14 protein-coding genes are annotated in these 17,127 nt (G+C 45.8%); 7 read left to right on the top strand and 7 right to left on the bottom strand.

The window, feature by feature from the left end; translation table 11 throughout:
• The first annotated feature begins 88 nt into the window (after positions 1–88).
• The 3 genes from ACJJIE_RS07855 (at position 89) to ACJJIE_RS07845 (ending at position 3,426) form a co-directional block, all read left to right on the top strand.
• Complete coding sequence (locus ACJJIE_RS07855) at positions 89–484, top strand: YMGG-like glycine zipper-containing protein (RefSeq protein WP_444894200.1); 396 nt, start codon at positions 89–91, stop codon at positions 482–484.
• A gap of 472 nt (positions 485–956) precedes the next feature.
• A complete protein-coding gene (gene ahr, locus ACJJIE_RS07850; RefSeq protein ID WP_444894199.1) occupies positions 957–1,976 on the top strand; it encodes an NADPH-dependent aldehyde reductase Ahr in 1,020 nt (339 codons plus the stop codon).
• A 1,072-nt stretch (positions 1,977–3,048) separates the two neighbouring features.
• The gene (locus tag ACJJIE_RS07845; RefSeq protein ID WP_444894198.1) at positions 3,049–3,426 is read left to right on the top strand and encodes a hypothetical protein; all 378 of its coding nucleotides are present in this window, start codon (positions 3,049–3,051) and stop codon (positions 3,424–3,426) included.
• A 1,240-nt stretch (positions 3,427–4,666) separates the two neighbouring features.
• Here the strand turns inward: ACJJIE_RS07845 and ACJJIE_RS07840 are convergent.
• Entirely contained in the window at positions 4,667–5,248 is a 582-nt protein-coding gene (locus ACJJIE_RS07840) for a TetR/AcrR family transcriptional regulator (protein ID WP_444894197.1), read from the bottom strand.
• 120 nt (positions 5,249–5,368) lie between these two features.
• Here ACJJIE_RS07840 and ACJJIE_RS07835 point away from each other — a divergent pair, with 120 nt between their 5' ends.
• Together ACJJIE_RS07835 and ACJJIE_RS07830 are read left to right on the top strand one after the other, a co-directional pair.
• Positions 5,369–6,118, top strand: coding sequence for an SDR family NAD(P)-dependent oxidoreductase (locus ACJJIE_RS07835; RefSeq protein WP_444894196.1), 750 nt, complete (start codon positions 5,369–5,371; stop codon positions 6,116–6,118).
• A 93-nt stretch (positions 6,119–6,211) separates the two neighbouring features.
• Positions 6,212–7,159, top strand: coding sequence for an alpha/beta hydrolase family protein (locus ACJJIE_RS07830; protein ID WP_444894195.1), 948 nt, complete (start codon positions 6,212–6,214; stop codon positions 7,157–7,159).
• A gap of 170 nt (positions 7,160–7,329) precedes the next feature.
• On the opposite strand, the gene ACJJIE_RS07825 is transcribed toward ACJJIE_RS07830, so the two are convergent.
• From ACJJIE_RS07825 to csrA, 3 genes are all read right to left on the bottom strand, one after another.
• Positions 7,330–7,833: a TlpA family protein disulfide reductase gene (locus tag ACJJIE_RS07825; protein WP_444894194.1), complete on the bottom strand. Its 504-nt coding sequence runs from the start codon at positions 7,831–7,833 to the stop codon at positions 7,330–7,332.
• Entirely contained in the window at positions 7,833–9,941 is a 2,109-nt protein-coding gene (locus ACJJIE_RS07820; RefSeq protein ID WP_444894193.1) for a TonB-dependent receptor plug domain-containing protein, read from the bottom strand. Before ACJJIE_RS07820 ends, ACJJIE_RS07825 begins: the two co-directional genes overlap by 1 nt.
• Positions 9,942–10,203: 262 nt before the next feature.
• Positions 10,204–10,392, bottom strand: coding sequence for a carbon storage regulator CsrA (gene csrA / locus ACJJIE_RS07815; RefSeq protein WP_444894192.1), 189 nt, complete (start codon positions 10,390–10,392; stop codon positions 10,204–10,206).
• Positions 10,393–11,111: 719 nt separating this feature from the next.
• On the opposite strand from csrA, the gene ltrA reads away from it, so the two are divergent.
• Complete coding sequence (gene ltrA / locus ACJJIE_RS07810; protein ID WP_444894191.1) at positions 11,112–12,410, top strand: group II intron reverse transcriptase/maturase; 1,299 nt, start codon at positions 11,112–11,114, stop codon at positions 12,408–12,410.
• 535 nt (positions 12,411–12,945) lie between these two features.
• On the opposite strand, the gene ACJJIE_RS07805 is transcribed toward ltrA, so the two are convergent.
• The 3 genes from ACJJIE_RS07805 to ACJJIE_RS07795 form a co-directional block, all read right to left on the bottom strand.
• The gene (locus tag ACJJIE_RS07805) at positions 12,946–13,542 is read right to left on the bottom strand and encodes a DUF4291 domain-containing protein (protein WP_444894190.1); all 597 of its coding nucleotides are present in this window, start codon (positions 13,540–13,542) and stop codon (positions 12,946–12,948) included.
• 146 nt (positions 13,543–13,688) lie between these two features.
• Positions 13,689–13,853: a pre-peptidase C-terminal domain-containing protein gene (locus ACJJIE_RS07800; protein WP_444894756.1), complete on the bottom strand. Its 165-nt coding sequence runs from the start codon at positions 13,851–13,853 to the stop codon at positions 13,689–13,691.
• Positions 13,778–15,919, bottom strand: a complete 2,142-nt coding sequence (locus ACJJIE_RS07795; RefSeq protein ID WP_444894189.1) for a M12 family metallopeptidase — start codon at positions 15,917–15,919, stop codon at positions 13,778–13,780. The genes ACJJIE_RS07800 and ACJJIE_RS07795 overlap by 76 nt, the downstream gene beginning before the upstream one ends.
• A gap of 548 nt (positions 15,920–16,467) precedes the next feature.
• Between ACJJIE_RS07795 and ACJJIE_RS07790 the strand changes: the two genes are divergently transcribed.
• Positions 16,468–17,061, top strand: coding sequence for a TetR/AcrR family transcriptional regulator (locus tag ACJJIE_RS07790; protein WP_444894188.1), 594 nt, complete (start codon positions 16,468–16,470; stop codon positions 17,059–17,061).
• Positions 17,062–17,127 lie beyond the last annotated feature (66 nt).

The raw sequence follows: 17,127 nt of genomic DNA, 5'->3' as shown, positions 1-17,127 counted from the left end.
TGGCGCCAAGTTCTACCAGCAGCTAAACCTAAAGAAGAAAAGCGTGACAAGCTCACTATCCTGTGGTGAAAGCGATATGGGGTGTTTGATGAAGACTGCTATTTCTGCAACTGCTGGAATTATGATGTCGCTGCTTTACGGCTGTGCTGCTCAGCCAGAGCAGGTTCCCGGTGCCGGTGGAATTGTTATCGATACCTGGGGCGTTAATATGAATCAGTATCAAGCGGACCTTGCAGAGTGTAAGGGAATCGCTTACTCCACATACAGTGACCAAGGGCGTAGAACAGCTGCCGGAGCTGCAGGTGGAGCAGTAGTCGGTGGTGCGCTCGGTGCATTAGTCGGCGATAGTGGCCGTGCTGCGGTAGCTGGAGCCGGTGCCGGCGCGCTTGTCGGGGGCTTGTCAGGAGCAGGTAGTGCGAGCTCAGAGGCTACCTACATCATTAAGAATTGCCTGGTTGGTCGCGGATATCGAGTATTGAATTGATCTTCTGCGTAAAACTGCGGTCCAATTTTCCATCAGTCCTCTGCTATTCAGCAACCTCACAGGACTTGGCACTGGCCGGGGGAAGTACCCCCGGCCTTTTTTCTGTTTTGCAGCTCTAAGGAGCCTCTGAACAACTCCGTGATACCTCTGGCATGCAGAGCGGTTCACAATCAAGGCGCGGCTTCGCAGGAATGTCTAGACCTTTCAAGAGGTCGCAACGCGGAGTGTGGATCGCTCTGCATGCCCCGAAGGGCGGGCCTTGAAGGCCGCAGAGGCATTACGGAGTTATTCAGAGGCTCCCTAATTCCAATCTTTTATTTTTTACCGGTTATCACTTTTAATTTTTATGCTAGATAGTAAGGCCGCCGGCTTACTAGAAAATAAAATTTTAAGAATGTAATAAAGTCCACAGCTGAATGGCGTCTAAACTTTTAAGATAATTTTCGATTTCCTTTTCTTTTGGGAGTTCGCCATGTCTACTGCATCCACTATTAATGCCTATGCAGTCTTAGAGTCCGGCGGTCCATTTAAGACCTACCAAATTGCAGCAGGAGAGCTGGGTGCAACAGAGGTTGAATTGGAAATTATGTACTGTGGCATCTGCCATAGTGACTTGAGCATGATTGAAAATGAATGGGGTATTGGACAGTATCCGATGGTTGCCGGTCACGAAGTTATCGGCCGTGTCACTGCGATGGGTGGGCAAGTAGCTCATCTTAAAAAGGGTACTGTTGTTGGGTTAGGTTGGAATTCTGGCTACTGTGAAACATGCCATACTTGCCGAATTGGTGACCTCAACTTATGTAGAGAGGCAAAGTTCACCATACTCACTAATGGAGGCTTTGCTGATAAAGCCAGGGCGGATATGAGTAGCCTGGTTGTTATTCCTGATGGTGTGGATTATGCATCGGCCGGCCCCCTTTTATGTGCGGGTATTACCGTATTCAATCCATTGGTCCAATTCGATATCAAACCCACTGACAAAGTGGCTGTAATTGGTATTGGTGGCTTAGGGCACCTTGCCTTGAAGTTTTTCCATGCCTGGGGGTGTGAAGTTACCGCGTTTACATCCAGCGAGGAAAAACGTAAAGAGGCCTTGGCTCTGGGCGCTCATAAAACTCTGAATTCCCGTGATCCCGCAGAGATTCAAGCGGCGGCAATGAGCTTTGATTTTATTCTGTCAACTGTGAATGTCAGTCTTGATTGGGATCTGTATATCCAGGCTCTAAAACCAAAAGGGCGTTTGCACTTTGTTGGAGCTGTAACTAACCCAATACAATTTACTCTATTTCCATTATTGTTTGGACAGCGCTCAATCTCAGCATCTCCTGTCGGAAGTCCCGGCGCGATCGAAACCATGCTTGAGTTTGTAGCGCATCATAAGATTAAACCTGAGATAGAGATTTTCCCAATGAGCCAGATAGAAGCGGCATTTGAGCATTTAAAATCAGGTAAGGCTAAGTACCGGATTGTTTTGTCGCAGGAAGGGTAGGGTTGTATTTATATTGTAGTTGTAGTATTTGCTAATTGGTGCTTTTAGGGGTGGCAGTTGTCATGGTGCAAGGCGGGTGCTCATGTTCTTAACAAAAATAGAGATATGTAACAACAACTCACAAATCAGGAAGTATCAATCTTTGCATAGGAGTACCAAGTAAAATAGCTCTTAGAAGGTCTTTGGAGCAAGTTAACTTGGGGCCGAAGTCGTGAGCTGGTGAGGCATAAAGCATTTGTAATTACGACAAATATAGATTTGATCTAAGGGGCCCGTGGGGGTGATGAATTTACAAATCGGCTCACATGTTAACGCTTCCGTAGGGGGGGATTATCTATCAATTAATATATATAAAGGAATACTTTTATAAGATTGCATGTAAATTCAACCAATGACTAAGAAGAACTTTGAATTATTTCATTACTACTTAAAAGCTAGAGGTGAGCCTTACATCCACCAGTTGAACCAACCCTGCTTTTTAAGATTTCTTTCTTTATCCGCAACTGCCTATTTTCGTGCTGTAAATGTCTCAACGCTGAACCTTCGCTAGTATACAACCTTGAACGGATTCCTGCTTAAACTCGTTTATTCTTTTCATCGATTGCTGGATGAATTTCTATTGATCCTATCCATCAATAACCGACGCACTGCCGAGCAGTTAGTTGCTCCTCAAATGCCTTAAGACTGAGCTGGCCAATGGCGCTGCGACGGCAATTTTATATACCCAAATACGGCCTCTCGCGTTAAGGACCTTGTGAGAAAGCGATCGCCATGGAATTGCCCCTACTTTAATTAAGTGGAAAAAGTGTAGTCTTCTAATCTCCTTGGCCTCCGAACCCTAAGCATCCTCACCCTCAATTAACTGCCTGCGTTGTGAACTATACAGATTACTTATAAAGACATATACCTGGGCTTTCCATTAGCCATGAACACTACTTTATTAAAATCGAAATAAAATAAAGAGCAGGTTTCGACTATAAGGTGGTCTTCTCACGATTTTTTACGTTATACTTCGGCCGCCAAACTGAGCGAATCATGTATATCTAATTACAAATGGACGGTAAATATCGATATGATGAAACAAGTAAGTAGAACAATAGCAGCCTTGGCTTTTCTATTAGGCTCAAGCATTACTTTTGCTTATGGGGATGGCGATGACCCTCTCTGCACCTATGGCTGCCTTATGTCATCTAGTGCGGAAATTACTGAAATAAGAGCGTATACCCACGTCGGAGATCTAGTCGTCGCCGTTGACACGGGGTTTGACGAGTGCCCAGAAGGTGGGTTTGTTGAGAGTAACTCCGATAATCGTGCAGAATTAACATCACTGCTGTTGAGTGCTTTTCATGCAAGCACTCAAGTGAAACTTCAGGTCTATAGAAGTAATGAATGGGGTGCTACATCAGGAAAGACACATTGTATGATTAGGGCTGTAAGACTGTACCAATAATAGGATTGGACAGTAGCTGCGGTCTGCCATGGCCTTTGTTGGCCATGGCATTAATTCTGTAGCGATTGATTTTCTTGCTTAGTCAAACTTAGGTGTTAAAAATAGTACTGAGGTGCAAATTATATTCATGTTGACTGCATTACTTCTTCCTTAGTGCATCATGGCCGAATCTTCGATGATATAAATAACTCACTCAGATTAATTTTTGCTTAAGAAGGATTATGTAGGCTTATAACTCAGTAGGCTTTTGCTCCTCAAAGGGAAAATTATCAAACTCAATGCGCCGATAAGAACCTCTACGAAAACGAATTTGTGCTTAGTTTTATTTAACTGCTCCATTTTATCGATTGCTTCATTCGGGTCTTCGTATATTTGCTTTATTTCCTGCGCTTCATTTATTAAAAATGCCTGAAAGGCTGATATGTGTATATGGTTTTTATTGCTGAGTGTAACTCAAGCTGGTGGTTTAAAAGTTAACTGGCATCAACTTCAGAGTCTGTTTTCATTTCAGTTTTTATTTGTATAATAGGTCTCCTTGTTTCTACCTCTCCGTATTGATATTGGCCACAAAAATTAGATGCACCTGAAAAATTTTTTAAAAAAATATGCAAAAGAAAAAGTAGAAGAGTTCAAGCTAGCTTGGCACAAAGTCTTTAACTCTTTTCATATTCTTTATCTTTGTATCTTTATTTACTTTGGTTGATTGGGAGGTGCGAGGCCATGCCAGGTAGCAGCAACTTCAAACCGTCATATATATTGATCCTACCCATTAACAACGGATACACTGCTAAACGGTTACCTTAAATGCCTCAGGGCAGAGGTAGCAATTGGCTCTGTGAAGGCGATATCATTATAGTCTACCTCTATATACTCAAATATTATTTTTCGTATGAAGTACCTTGTAGGAAAACGATTATCATGAATTGACTTTACTTTAAGGGAGTTTGGCTTCAAGTATTAAGTACAATTTCGATATAGCTCCTTTCCATCAAAGGCTTGATTCTTAGCCAGAAGTGGGGGGCTTGAAAGGGGGGGGATATACGAGAGACCTCTAAATACTTGAACTAAATATAAAAGTAGGTTTCCTTTCAATTCACGATTATACGTATGGGCTGACTTCTCTAAATAAAATCTATGTATCCTCATAACGCAATGAATACGCTCATTGTTCTAGCGTGATTGTCACAGCCACTCTTTGAAACTAAGAGCCTCTAAAATAGTTTTTGTGCAAAAGAATTTATCACTCTTTAAATCTTAGCCCATCAGCTAATAGTGAGACCATACGTTGAACTTGCCCAGATGAGTCTTCAGATGAGGACATCCCTAATCTCGCAATTCCTCCAAGTAGTTCATCTGCAGTTATATCTGAACGAACATCTCCCGATTCTATTGCTGCACCTAACACCATAGACAGGGTAGGCCTTAAGTGCTGGTCAAAATAGCTTGGAAGGGTTTCAAAGGCTGGATCACCTGAGTGCAATACTTCGGATAGCCCTCGCTTAGTGGCAAAAAAGGTCGCAAATGTTTGCATACAGCTGGCCAAGGCTTCAAAGGGAGGTAGGTGTTTTGCTTGTTCTTCCACTTCTTCAGAGCAGCTATCGATCTCCCTGCGGAAAACTGCCGCGATCAGGTCTGCCCGCTTTGGGTAGTGCCGATAAAGGGTGCCGACACCGACACCGGCCTTACCCGCAATCTCCCGCACTGGGGCATCTACGCCTGAGGTGGCGAATACTTCCTTGGCTGCCTGGAGCAGGGCGTCATGGTTGCGCTTGCCGTCTGCTCGCTTACGTTGGCTCGAATTAGTGTCATCAGGTTTTGGCATATCTACCCCTTGCTAAACGGAACATTGTTCCGTATATTTAATCGGAACGTTGTTCCGATTTTGCCATAGCCATTTGCTGGAGCCAATGGCCCATGAGCTGTATCTATGTGGAGACTGACGATGCACGGTAGACCAATTGCATTAATAACTGGTGCCAATAGGGGAATAGGATTACAAGTCGCGAGGGACCTGAGTGCTAGAGGCGTTTCTGTCTTAGTTGGGGCTCGTGATTTGAAGCTGGGGCAAAAAGCCGCTGATTCCATAGGCGAAAGCGCTTGGCCTATTCAGCTAGATGTTACTGATGAAAGCAGTATCCGAGCTGCAGCCAACACTATAAGAAAAGACTTTGGGCGTCTCGATATATTGGTTAATAACGCGGCGATTAGCCATGCAGGGGAGGCTGGAGTCACTCTGGCGGAAATCGGCAAAAAGACTCAGGTTAGCGCTGTAACTTTGGCTGAATTACGAGAAATATTTGAAACTAATGTTTTCGGGGTTGTAGCGGTTACCCAGGCAATGCTACCTCTTCTCAAACTCTCTCCTTCTGCCAAAGTAGTTAATGTTTCTAGCGGTACTGGCTCGTTGATGAGCCATTCAAATCCCAACAATCCGGCACGAAAAATGTTTGGTGCCTACTCCATGTCAAAAACTGCGCTAAATGCTGTAACTATGGCTTTCTCAATTGATCTTGAAAAATCAAACATAAAGGTAAATGCCGTATGCCCTGGGTTTACTTGCACTGGCTTAAATAATTACGAGGGTGAGCAAACTGTAGCAGAGGGGGCGAGGGAAATTGTGCGTGTCGCCCTTCTGGGCCGAGAAGGGGATTCTGGTACTTTTACTAGCTTTAATGGTTCTATGCCATGGTAATTCAGTACTGATTGCAAATACCAGTGGCCACTTTACTGAGTTCTATTAACCCCATCGATCAAGTGGGAAATTAAAGTTGAAGGAGAACAATTTATGACAATATCAGATCACACATCAGTAAAAAAGCAAGGCCCTTTTGTTACACATCATGCTGTATTACTGCCTGACTCGGTCAGGGGGCAAGAGCTAAAGGTTCGTGTAATCGCACCGGTGAATGGTGAAAACTTACCAATCGTTATCTTCGCCCATGGATACAAATCACCACCTTATGGATACGCTCCAATAACTGAATTTCTCGCCTCTTTGGGTTTTGTAGTTCTGCAACCGGTTTTCCTGGATTCTGAGGTGCCAGACGATGACCCTAGAGTGCCTGAAATCTGGCAGTATCGAGTATCTGACATGAAGAGAGTTCTGGATGAGCTGGACAGTATCGAGAAAGCTGTTTCCATGTTGCGGGGCCGTCTAGATAAAGAAAAGGTAGTTGCTATTGGGCATTCCTATGGAGCACAAACTGTAGGTATGTTACTGGGGGCTCGGGTACTAAATGAAGACAATATTCCTGGTCCTGATTTATCAGATAAGCGGGTGAGAGCGGGTGTTTTACTTTGTGCAACTGGAACGGGCGGAGAGAACCTATCCCCTTTTGCGGCCAAGTTCTTCCCATTTATGAATCCAAGTTTTACGGAAATGACTGCTCCATGCTTAGTTGTTGCAGCGGATCAGGATGATTCTCCATTAAGTACCCGTGGACCAGATTGGTTTACAGATGCTTTTACTTTGGGAACTGGTGCAGAGTACTTGTTGACCCTTGTGGGGGCAAAGCATTTACTGGGTGGAATTAATGGGTATGGCGTTATAAGTGAAGAAGAAAATAATCCTGCCCATGTATCAATTGTACAGGCCGCAATTTCCGCGTACTTAAGTAAGCAGTTCTATGAGAAAAACTCCGATTGGGAGGCGTTACTAAGCACGCTAAAAAGCCAAGATCCAACTATTGGTTTTGTAGAAGAAAAGTCAGCTAACACTTTTATGGGTTTATAGCCTGGATGCCAAAAATAATCCTTAGATCTTCTTGCCACAGATCTAAATTAGGGGGAATAGCTAAGTGAGCTGACATCTACAGCGTCACTGCCTATATCTTCAATCTATAAGTACTTAAGATCTAGCAAGGTTCCTATCTCAACAAAAAACGTAGTATTCAGTTCTCTAATTTATGAGGCTTTCCCGGGAGCACTTTCACATTTGAAGTCAAAGGTGCTCTCCAAAATCGGCTGTAGTTTCTTATCCGGAATATAACCCCTTAGCCAGCTGAGCGGTTCTCCGCTGGAGGCGATAAGGAAGCTAAATGGAGTGCCGGGAGTTTCGCCCAGTACTTGTTGAAGCTGTGTGCTTGCCTGAAGCATAGGGAATTCCGGGCGTAGCTTTCGATATTCGGCCAGTAGGGCTTTTCGGGAGCCATTGATACCCAGGGCGATGGGCTGAAACTGTTGGGGGCACTCGCTGGTCAGCCGGTTGAGTACTCGAACCTGGCGAAAGCACCAGGGGCAGTCAGGTTCAACCAGTACTATCAAGCTGGGTTTCCCTTTGAATTGCTGCAAGTTGATACGCTCGGGGCCGGCGAGGCTGCGCAGTTCAAAATCGTAAAGGGAAATGGCAGCTTCTGTTGCGCCAGCAGGCGCAAACAGAAGTGTGATTAGTGCGAGCCAGGTTCGCATTATAGGTTCCAGTCGAAGCCCAGGTAATATTCACGCCCTCGTAGCGGGCCGTAGATATAGGCTACGTCGTAGGCACCACTGGCATCCCAGAATAGAGGGCTCTCACCTTCCTCAACCTGGGTGTAATCTGTCAGGTTATTTCCGCCCAGATACAGGCTCAGATTTTCAGTGACGTCAAAGGTTAATTTAAGATCTACTGTCCAATAGGCGTCTGCGCTTGTGCTTTTTAAAGTGGAGTCGCCCAACTGGTTGAAACCTTCGTAGCCAAATTCATCCAGATCCCGGGAGCCTACCCAGGTAGCGCTGGCATATAGCATCCAGTAATCGGCTTTGTAATCCAGATTGAATAGTGCACGCTGCTCTACTGGAGCAATGGCAAAAGATTCCCGGAAAACATCGTCGTAGTCATAGGTCTCCAGTGTGCCACCGATGGACAAATTTTCGGTGAGCGCATAGCCGAGAGTGATATCGGCAGCACCTACGGAGGCGCTTTCCTGCATCTGGGTAAGCAGTGGTACTCCATCCTCGGTTTCGCTCAGTGCTGCGAGGTTATCTACTTCGGTAAATGCCAGTGACAGGGTGCTGTTGAGGCGTTCTCCCTCGAAGCTCAATGCATAAGTTGCGGATAGAGATTTTTCAAGGTTTTCGATCTCGATGGCAAAGCCATCACCGGCATCAAGAATGCCGTGATCTGTTTCGAAAAAGGATAGGGGGGCTCGGTATCCTCGTCCCAGCGCTACCCGGGAGGTCCACTGGTCGTCGTGCAGATAGCGGAGGTCTATACGCGGGGCGACCACCGTTTCATCGATCTCTGTGCCGGGTTTTTGCTCGGCGACAAAGTCGGCTTTGGCATTGTCTACGCGTATGGCCAGTGCCACTTCGAGGTCCGGTGAAACGGTCCAGGTGTCCTGTATGTAGAGGCCGGTGGTCTGGTAGTCGAAACTGTCTTCGATGTAATTATCGCTTTCCTCTCCTGCGACAGAGTCGGAACGCATGGATTCATCGCGAAGATCGACACCAAAGGTGAGCATGTGCTGATCGTTAAGGATCAAATTATTGCGCAGGTCGAAGTAGTTGAGTGTGTCTGTAGCGGTGTAATCGAATCCTTCGTAGAAGGAGTCCTGCTTGTGCTCAGACCAGGCGACAGTAAACAGCGTGTTATAGGATTCGCTGAATTCGTGGAGCCAACTTGAGGAAATTTCACTGCGAGTGGTGGAGATCCATTCGGTGGTTTCCCAGGGTTTACCAATGTATTGCTGCCGCACATCGTCGTTGACAAACAAGTGGTCAGATTCCACACCATCGTAGCCTTGTAGGACGGAACCAATGCTGTATCCCTGAGGGCCGCCAAAAATACTGGAGTCGGTATAGGCTGTGCGCAGTACCACGTTGTCCCGCTCACCCAGGTCATGGGAGAGGCGAACTACGTAACTGGTGTTCTCTTGCAGCGGTGCTTCGCTAACACCGTTGTCATCATTGTCCATCTGGTGGTGCTTATCATCCTGAATGACCAGCGATGTACGGGTGCGTTCATCATCGCTTACATAGCCGCCCATCATGCCTAGAAAGTAGCTGTCGTTGTCCTCCATAGAGGCATTGATGTTGAGGCCGGTTTCCTCGACTTCCTTGGAGATGACATTGATGGTTCCACCGATTGCTTCGGGTGCGAGCAGCGATGCTCCCGCACCTCGGGCCACTTCGATACGAGAGACACCCGTTGTGGCCAGTGCATCCACTGCGTAATAGCCAGCCATCATGGTGTGAAGAGGAACGCCGTCGGTGAGGATGGTGGAGTGCTCACCGCGCATACCGTTCAGCATTATTCGTTTGACCCCGCACATGGAGCACTCATTGGAAACCCGAACACCGGGGGACTTTTCAATAGCGTCAGTGAGGTTAACTGCCTGCAGGGATTTGATCAGACTTTCATCAACAACCTCAGTTTTCTGGATTGCATCCAGCAAAGCTCCGCGCTCATAGAGGCGCTGGCGCACACCGACTACTACGGTTTCCTCCATTACAGTGGGCTGATCTGAAGGAGTTTCAGTGGCGAGGGAGGCGGGTACTGCGGCTGCGAGTGCGGTAGCTAGCAGGGTTTTGCGAAACATGAGAGAACTTCCAGCAAGTAAACTGTCGAACATGATAATGATTCGCATTTGCGTGGCAAGCGAGCAAAGGTGGTAGTTTTAGTGACTTTGGATTTAGCGGGCCAGGATGTATGGGCGCTAACTTAGGGGGGCACTCAAGGAGCCTATGGATTTCTTTTGGGCTGGCTTAGTGAGTTGCTCTTTGTGAAAGAGCTGGAAAACCTTGGCCGATAGATTGTGGTTGAGGCCCGCTGTGGGCCCTCATTTAAGGGGAAGTTGATTCTCAGCGTTTTCTGTTACTGAGTTTCTGCTCCCTTTGAATACGCATATAAATTTCTTCGCGGTGAACCGCTAGGGATTTGGGGGCATGGATCCCGATCTTCACTTGGTTGCCCTTAACCTCCAGTACTTTGAGTGAGATGTCTGTTCCAATTCTTAGGTTTTCACCAGTCCGACGCTTCAAGATCAACATATTTTTTCCTACTGAATTTCAAGCTATTTTTTTGGCTCCGAAACCGGAAGGCTTAGAAAGTCGTGATTGCAGGAAAGGCAGGGGGAGCGCGAGAACGGTAAGCATAAAAGAAGAAAAGGCGGGCACTACGCTCCCAGGGCTTGGGAAATCGCTCCAAACTACTGGATCTTCTCGACTTTATTGAAGACGAGCGAGTTTCTAGCGTACTATGCATACAGCCAGTGCGTCCTGAGTATTTTTTTTTTATAAATAAAAAAAAAAATACGTGCTATCCAGGAGATGGAGGTCGGCCCTCCGTTATCGCTTTGCAGGAAGTGATAACAAACCCCCTCAAGGTGATCGGAGTAAAGAGCTTTGGTTAGAAGCGCTTGAGGAAAAGGCGTACGAGATACGTCAGGTATGTTGTGTAGAGACGAATGCAAATGAACCACTGATGAGGTGTCGAAAGCGTATTACCAAGATGATGTCAAAACCCGTGCACTGGCTAAGTGCGGGGATAAGCTTGGAGGTTACCTGTTTACCGACCGAGTGGCATCCGGCATAGAGGTGGCGTGAACACACAACAGGCTTTTGGGTGGAACAGGAGAACCTGTCGTCCAGGTGTTAAGGAAGAGCGTCAAGTAGAGGCCCTGCAAGACGTTGAGTACCAAGACTGGTCACAGGGGCGGAACAACCCGTAGTAGTGGAGAAGCGGCTGTAATGGACGTGGAGCGAAGGGGTTGTCGTATTCGGCGACTAACCGTGTAATCAACCCAGATGGGGAGGAATTAACGATTAGCGCAAAGCCATTCAATATTCCCAAGCGAGCGGTTTGGGAAGCGTGGAAGCAGATCAAGGCTAATGGCGGCGGAGCGGGGATTGATGAGATAACGATAGAGCAATACGAATCGAGTCTCGTCAAAAACCTTTACAAGCTATGGAATCGGATGTCATCTGGCAGCTATTTTCCATCAGCCGTCAAACGAGTGGATATTCCGAAACTCGATGGCAGCCTGCGACCACTGGGTATCCCCACAATCGAAGATCGCATTGCACAAATGGTGGCTAAGCAACTGCTGGAGCCAGAATTGGAGAAGGTATTTCACCCTGACTCCTACGGCTATCGGCCAGGCAAATCTGCTATAGACGCAGTGCGTCGAGCTCGACAACGATGCTGGGATAGAATCTGGGTAGTTGATTTAGATATCAAAGGTTTCTTTGACAATATTAATCACGAACTTCTGCTGAGGGCATTAGATAAACATAATAATCATCGGTGGGTCAGACTCTATGTACAGCGCTGGTTAACGGCTCCAGTACAACATCGGGACGGACAGCTTGAAGAGCGAACACAAGGTACTCCACAAGGGGGTGTAATCAGCCCGCTACTGGCAAACTTGTTTTTGCACTACACGCTGGACGCCTGGATGGTGAGAACGCACAGAGATATTCCTTTTGAGCGTTACGCGGATGATGCTGTTTACCATTGTCGTAATCCTCGAGAGGCGGATCGCTTACTGGCGGCTCTAAAAGCACGCTTGACTACCTGCGGGCTTGAGGCTCATCCAGAGAAAACGCGCAAGGTCTATTGCAAGAACAGTAATCGTAAAGACTCCCACCCAGTGATCCACTTTGACTTTCTGGGCTTTCGATTTGGTCCCAGAAAAGCAAGGAATCGCCAAGGACAGATCTTCACCGCATTTAGTCCTTCAATGAGCCCTAAGGCCTTCAAGAGGATTAAGGATAAGGTCAGGCAATGGCGAGTAATAAACTGGGTGGATCGATCACTATCTGAAATGGCAAAAGTACTTAATCCCGCAATACAGGGTTGGCTGAACTACTATGGTCACTTTGGGCGGAGATATGGTGTTTATCGACTTCAGAAGTATCTTGACCAAACGCTGATGCGTTGGGCCAGGAAGAAGTTTAAGCATCTGAAGCGAAGCTGTTTCAAAAGTTGGGCCTTTATTGGAAAAGTTCGTCAACAAATGCGCGGCTTGTTTGCACACTGGAGAATGGGAAGATTGAAAATGTGCTGAATACGAAGAGCCGTATGAATTGAGAGGTTCACGTACGGTTCTGTGAGAGGTCGAAGGGGAAGTTCCTTTGGTCTACTCGACTCTTGATAGGTGATTTATCAATTTGGTTAGCTGGCCCCCGGTGTTGGCGCACCTTGGGTCAGCGCCTTTTACTTACTTTTACGTCACGCTACTGTTCTCCTTTGAGAAATGAGTCTTGGATTTGCTTGAATCAACAATCCTTAAAAAACTGCTTAGTAAGACTCTAATTCCGATAAATATTCATCAATTTTACGCAGCTTTGACACTAAAACAAACTTAATAAAATCCAATAAGATCATTTTAGTGCCTATATTTTTGTGTTTGTTTGAGAAGTCTACAGCGGGTTGTTGTATTTCTGGGGAGAAGGATAACACTGCTAGTCATTCTCTATATTGGTTTTTAAAAGTAATACCATCAGTTCAATTGAGCCCCATTTGCTGACCAAAATTTTCTTCGGACTTTGTGATTTTTAGATGTGTCACAGGGGCTTAATGTTGGTATTGGCCGTGCAGATTTACATTTCCAATTTTTCTTTTAATGAAACACTTAAGGGGTACTCAACCTCTGAGGGAAGAAGGTTTTCCGCTTGCTCTAATTCTCTAGCTTTGACTAGTTGGTGAATTCTGGAGGCGCCATCAGTTACATCAGTAATTTTCTGAATCCATTCGTTAACGTAAAGCATTACAGCTTTATTCGACAGCCCAATCTGAATAGCTCTGTGAGGAAGGGGTTCCAGATCTAAATTCCGTTCAGGGTCCCACTGAATACGGACAGGTGTAGTTCTCTTAGCTTCCAACCATGCTTCTTTCGTTGGGTATTGATCGGTTTGGTGGCTAAGTAGGCTATTCTGTAAGGCCCATTCAAATCCTTCTCTAGTGATATCTATCGCCAGAATGCGGTTTTGTCCGCTGTCTTTTTCTCCCCAACCCGAACGGTACATCATCCATAGGAAAGAGGGTTTAATCCAGGTCATACGTTCCATTTTGAATGGTGGGGATACAAAGGTTCCGTTTTGTAGGGCGGAATTTGCAATGGCTGTGTTGTATGCTTGGTAGACGCGAATGGTGTGATTATTAAAGCTAGCGCGGATCTGGCGCGTTGGGATAGTCATTTCTTAACCTCTAAATACATACTGTAATGTTACAAGTGGTTAAGTTATTAGTAAAATTCTATGCAAATTTACTCCTCAAGAGGAGTAGTAGAGTCCGTTGATTTAGCGAAGCTCTACTACCAAATTATTAGTTAATTATTCATGCTTCAATAATCAGCACTAATCCAAACATTTTCAAAGTCGATATAACCATAGATGGTAATATACCAAGTGCCCGATTGAGGAGCGTTCAAATCTATGGATTCATAGTTGCCCCAGTTTTCAGAAGCGTAGTCGGCATTTGACTCAGTGGCGGGTTCACCGTGCTTGATGTAGAGATCTGCATCACCAACGGAGTTGAATAGAGCAGCCCCGTAGCTACAGAAAGCTGGCTCGCTCCTTCAGGAACTTCAATCTTAAACTCTAATTGATCTCCAGCATGGCCATTCAGGTCAGAGATAACCTCGCCGGGGATTAAAAATTCATCAGTAGATGATTCAGTAAAAGAGCCGGTCAGGGATACTTGATCGAAGTCTGTATAGCCGTGGAGCATGACATGCCAGATTCCGGGAGTTGGGTTTGCTATAGCAACGGACTCCTCATTGCCACCTAAATAGGGCCGATAATCATAGACCGATTCAGTTGGTCTGCTAGCAAAACGAATATAGAGATCCGCATCGCCACTACCACCGGTTATCTCAAATGAAAGGTCGCTGGCATTTTCCGGTACTGTGATGGTGTAGAACAACGACTCTCCTGCACTGGCATTAAGACCGCTGACAGGTTTCTGATTAACCAGAATATTGTCGGACTGATCAGCCAGAGTTACCGTTGCCGTTAAATTTACACCCTCGAAGGAGCGTTCGATAGGAGACAGTAATATGTACCAGCGGCCGGTTTCTGGCGAAGTGACCTCAATACTTTCAATATTACCGCCATTTTCAGAACTGAAGTCAAAATCGGTTGTGGTCGGTTGGCGATTATAGGCCACGTACATATTCATTTCACCGCCCAGTTCATCGCCTGAATTGTCAGTAATAATTGTCAGGGTTTGAGCATTTTCGGGCACGTCGATATGGAATACTTTTTCGCCTTTGCTACTTAAGTTCTCTCGCGTTTTTGATGGAATAAGAGTTAGCTCTGCCTCCTCATCACAAGCTAATGAATTACCGCCTTTAGCGGGGCTGAAGCTAATGCTCCCTTCATTAAGATAAGAATCAATTAACTCAAGTGCCTCGCAGGAGTAGACATCGAGGAGGTTGTCCGTAACATCAATAGCGGTTAAGAAATGTCGGTCCATTACCCACTCGAATTGCGCAGTGTCCAAGTAGTTGCCGGCAATATTTAACGTTTCTAGACGTTTAGGTAATTCGGGTAACTCGGTGAGGTTTTCATTAACAGCGGTTAAGTGCTTTAAGTATCGGAATACGTGAATCCCTTGCAGTGACTGGATTTCCCCGTTGCCTGGAGTGCGAATTTCTTCAATGTTTGCTGCTTCCAGGCTGTCGATCTCACCATCATTGTTTGTGTCGAAATAGGAAGTCAAATATGACTTGAATGCAGGGTCAGGAATATTAATATTGACCACGCCATAGTGGGATGCTGCTGCAACCTGGTCACCGCCGCCCAAGTCGATACGCTGGGCCATTATACGGCTGAAGTGCTCATAACCCGATTTAGGGATAATTGTCTCTTGGCCATTAACCGAAAATGCACGTGATGGGTAGTGCATTACAGACAGGAAGTCATAGTTACTGTAGTTGTGGGTTTGCCGTATATCAAAATTATGGACATACTCGGGTTTAATATTATCCTCAATGATTTCGACATATTCATCACGATCAGATCGCTGATGTTCATGCCTCATACCAATAACATGGCCCAATTCATGTACAATAATGTACTTGGTATCCCAGTTGTTCATGCTGAAGAATTGCCCGCCGCCAGTCTTTCCAACCATGGAGCGGTTTTCAGTTCCGTTTCTTACGTGAACGTAGTCAGATTGATTAGTGCGTCTTAAAAATTGTAAGTCTGCAATTTCTTCCCAGACTTTGGTGGCGTCGATAAAACGCTGTTGATTTTCTTCAGTGACACTATCGTAAAAGTCGTAATATATGATTCCATCAGGCCACTTATTCGCTGATATTTCAATAGCGGACATAATGCTAACTTGACCGGAATCCTCTTGAACTGGCTCCAGCATATCTCCGGTCAGCTGGTATAGTTTGCCATCAATAATGACTTGGCTCGATTTGGGTTGCTCTTCCAATTGAGCAAACTCATTGCCGGTGTAACTTGGTATCGTTATATATACAGCCTGGCTGTATGCCACTGCCGACTGCAAGGTTAGAGTCAAGGTCGCTGAAATTCCCAGTGCTGTACTGGTAAATAGTTTCATTTTCATGTTCCTGCTTTGAAAATGTTTTTAAAGTTTTGCCAAACTTTTATCCATAAATAGTCGAGTAGAAGGCATGTCTGATTAACTCTGGCAACAAGTTAAGTCAGGATGAATATGCCGCCGCGCGGGAGAATACCGATGTTTGGATTTGAGGTCGATAGGTGGTTTTAAGTTGATTCAGAATGCGAAATTTGATTCGTGGCATTTCTCGAAGGGCGAACTCACGAAAGCGATAAAATGTAGAGGATGACTATCAATTTTTGAATGTATATCTTGGTGTTATTAGCAATACTTGTGTTCTGAATATTAGAGATCACCCAGGTGCTTTGTTAGCTGGGTAATTAGTGCCAGATCCAAATCCACTTGCTCTAAACTACGAATATCTTCGAGACAATTTCATATGAATGAGTGGGGTCGTATCCAGTTTGAGGATATACGGCCACCTCAACCCGTCGTACAAACCCCTCAAATTGAACAACAAATAGCCTGGAAGGCAGTAGGGTACCCTGTTAGCCTCTCTTGCAAGCTAGATAGGAAGGAGCGAGCCTATGCAGGAGTCGGATGTTGCCAATCGGCTAATCGATGCGGCGCGAGAGTGCTTTTTGAACGATGAGTACCACCGGGTCACAACTCGCCAGATTGCTGCTAAGGCTGGAGTGGCGGTATCGATGATTCGATATTACTTCGGTAGCAAGGATGGCCTCTATGAAGATATGATCCGCCAAACCCTTCTGCCATTGATCGAGGCCGTAGAACAACTCAGCCTTGATGGCGATTGGGATTTTGGAGATTTCTTTGCCCTTTACTACTCCACGATGCAAGAGAATCCCAAGTTTCCGGCTCTGATCCTGAAAGTCATGGCCCTTAATCAAGGGCCGGGGAAAAATGTGATCCGTCAGCTCCTGGAGCGGGGGCGTCAAAGGGGTTCTCGGCGGTTAGCTGAAATCAAGGGTGAAGAAGCCGAATCTGAAGACCCCAAGTATGATTTGCTCAGGATTTCATTTGTCAGTTTGGCTATGTTGCCGATGTTGGCCAAACCCGTCCTGGAAGAGCAAATGGGGCACGTTATGGACCCCGATTTCTTAAAACAGCTTGCAGAATTTAATGGCCGACTTCTGAAGTCAGGTTTGCAAAGCTTATAGCGATAAGGCCTCAGCAAGTTGAGGCCGGTCTCTTATATCTATTTTTAATCAGATGTTATTTCTGAG

Source organism: Microbulbifer maximicatervae (SeqCode) (assembly GCF_052467325.1).
This window is presented reverse-complemented; position numbering and strand designations above follow the sequence as displayed.

Bases quoted from the DNA above. Each gene is read 5' to 3' on its own strand.
- ACJJIE_RS07855 (WP_444894200.1), top strand. From the start codon at position 89: ATGAAGACTGCTATTTCTGCAACTGCTGGAATTATGATGTCGCTGCTT.
- ahr (WP_444894199.1), top strand. From the start codon at position 957: ATGTCTACTGCATCCACTATTAATGCCTATGCAGTCTTAGAGTCCGGC.
- ACJJIE_RS07845 (WP_444894198.1), top strand. From the start codon at position 3,049: ATGATGAAACAAGTAAGTAGAACAATAGCAGCCTTGGCTTTTCTATTA.
- ACJJIE_RS07840 (WP_444894197.1), bottom strand. From the start codon at position 5,248: ATGCCAAAACCTGATGACACTAATTCGAGCCAACGTAAGCGAGCAGAC.
- ACJJIE_RS07835 (WP_444894196.1), top strand. From the start codon at position 5,369: ATGCACGGTAGACCAATTGCATTAATAACTGGTGCCAATAGGGGAATA.
- ACJJIE_RS07830 (WP_444894195.1), top strand. From the start codon at position 6,212: ATGACAATATCAGATCACACATCAGTAAAAAAGCAAGGCCCTTTTGTT.
- ACJJIE_RS07825 (WP_444894194.1), bottom strand. From the start codon at position 7,833: ATGCGAACCTGGCTCGCACTAATCACACTTCTGTTTGCGCCTGCTGGC.
- ACJJIE_RS07820 (WP_444894193.1), bottom strand. From the start codon at position 9,941: ATGTTTCGCAAAACCCTGCTAGCTACCGCACTCGCAGCCGCAGTACCC.
- csrA (WP_444894192.1), bottom strand. From the start codon at position 10,392: ATGTTGATCTTGAAGCGTCGGACTGGTGAAAACCTAAGAATTGGAACA.
- ACJJIE_RS07805 (WP_444894190.1), bottom strand. From the start codon at position 13,542: ATGACTATCCCAACGCGCCAGATCCGCGCTAGCTTTAATAATCACACC.
- ACJJIE_RS07795 (WP_444894189.1), bottom strand. From the start codon at position 15,919: ATGAAACTATTTACCAGTACAGCACTGGGAATTTCAGCGACCTTGACT.
- ACJJIE_RS07790 (WP_444894188.1), top strand. From the start codon at position 16,468: ATGCAGGAGTCGGATGTTGCCAATCGGCTAATCGATGCGGCGCGAGAG.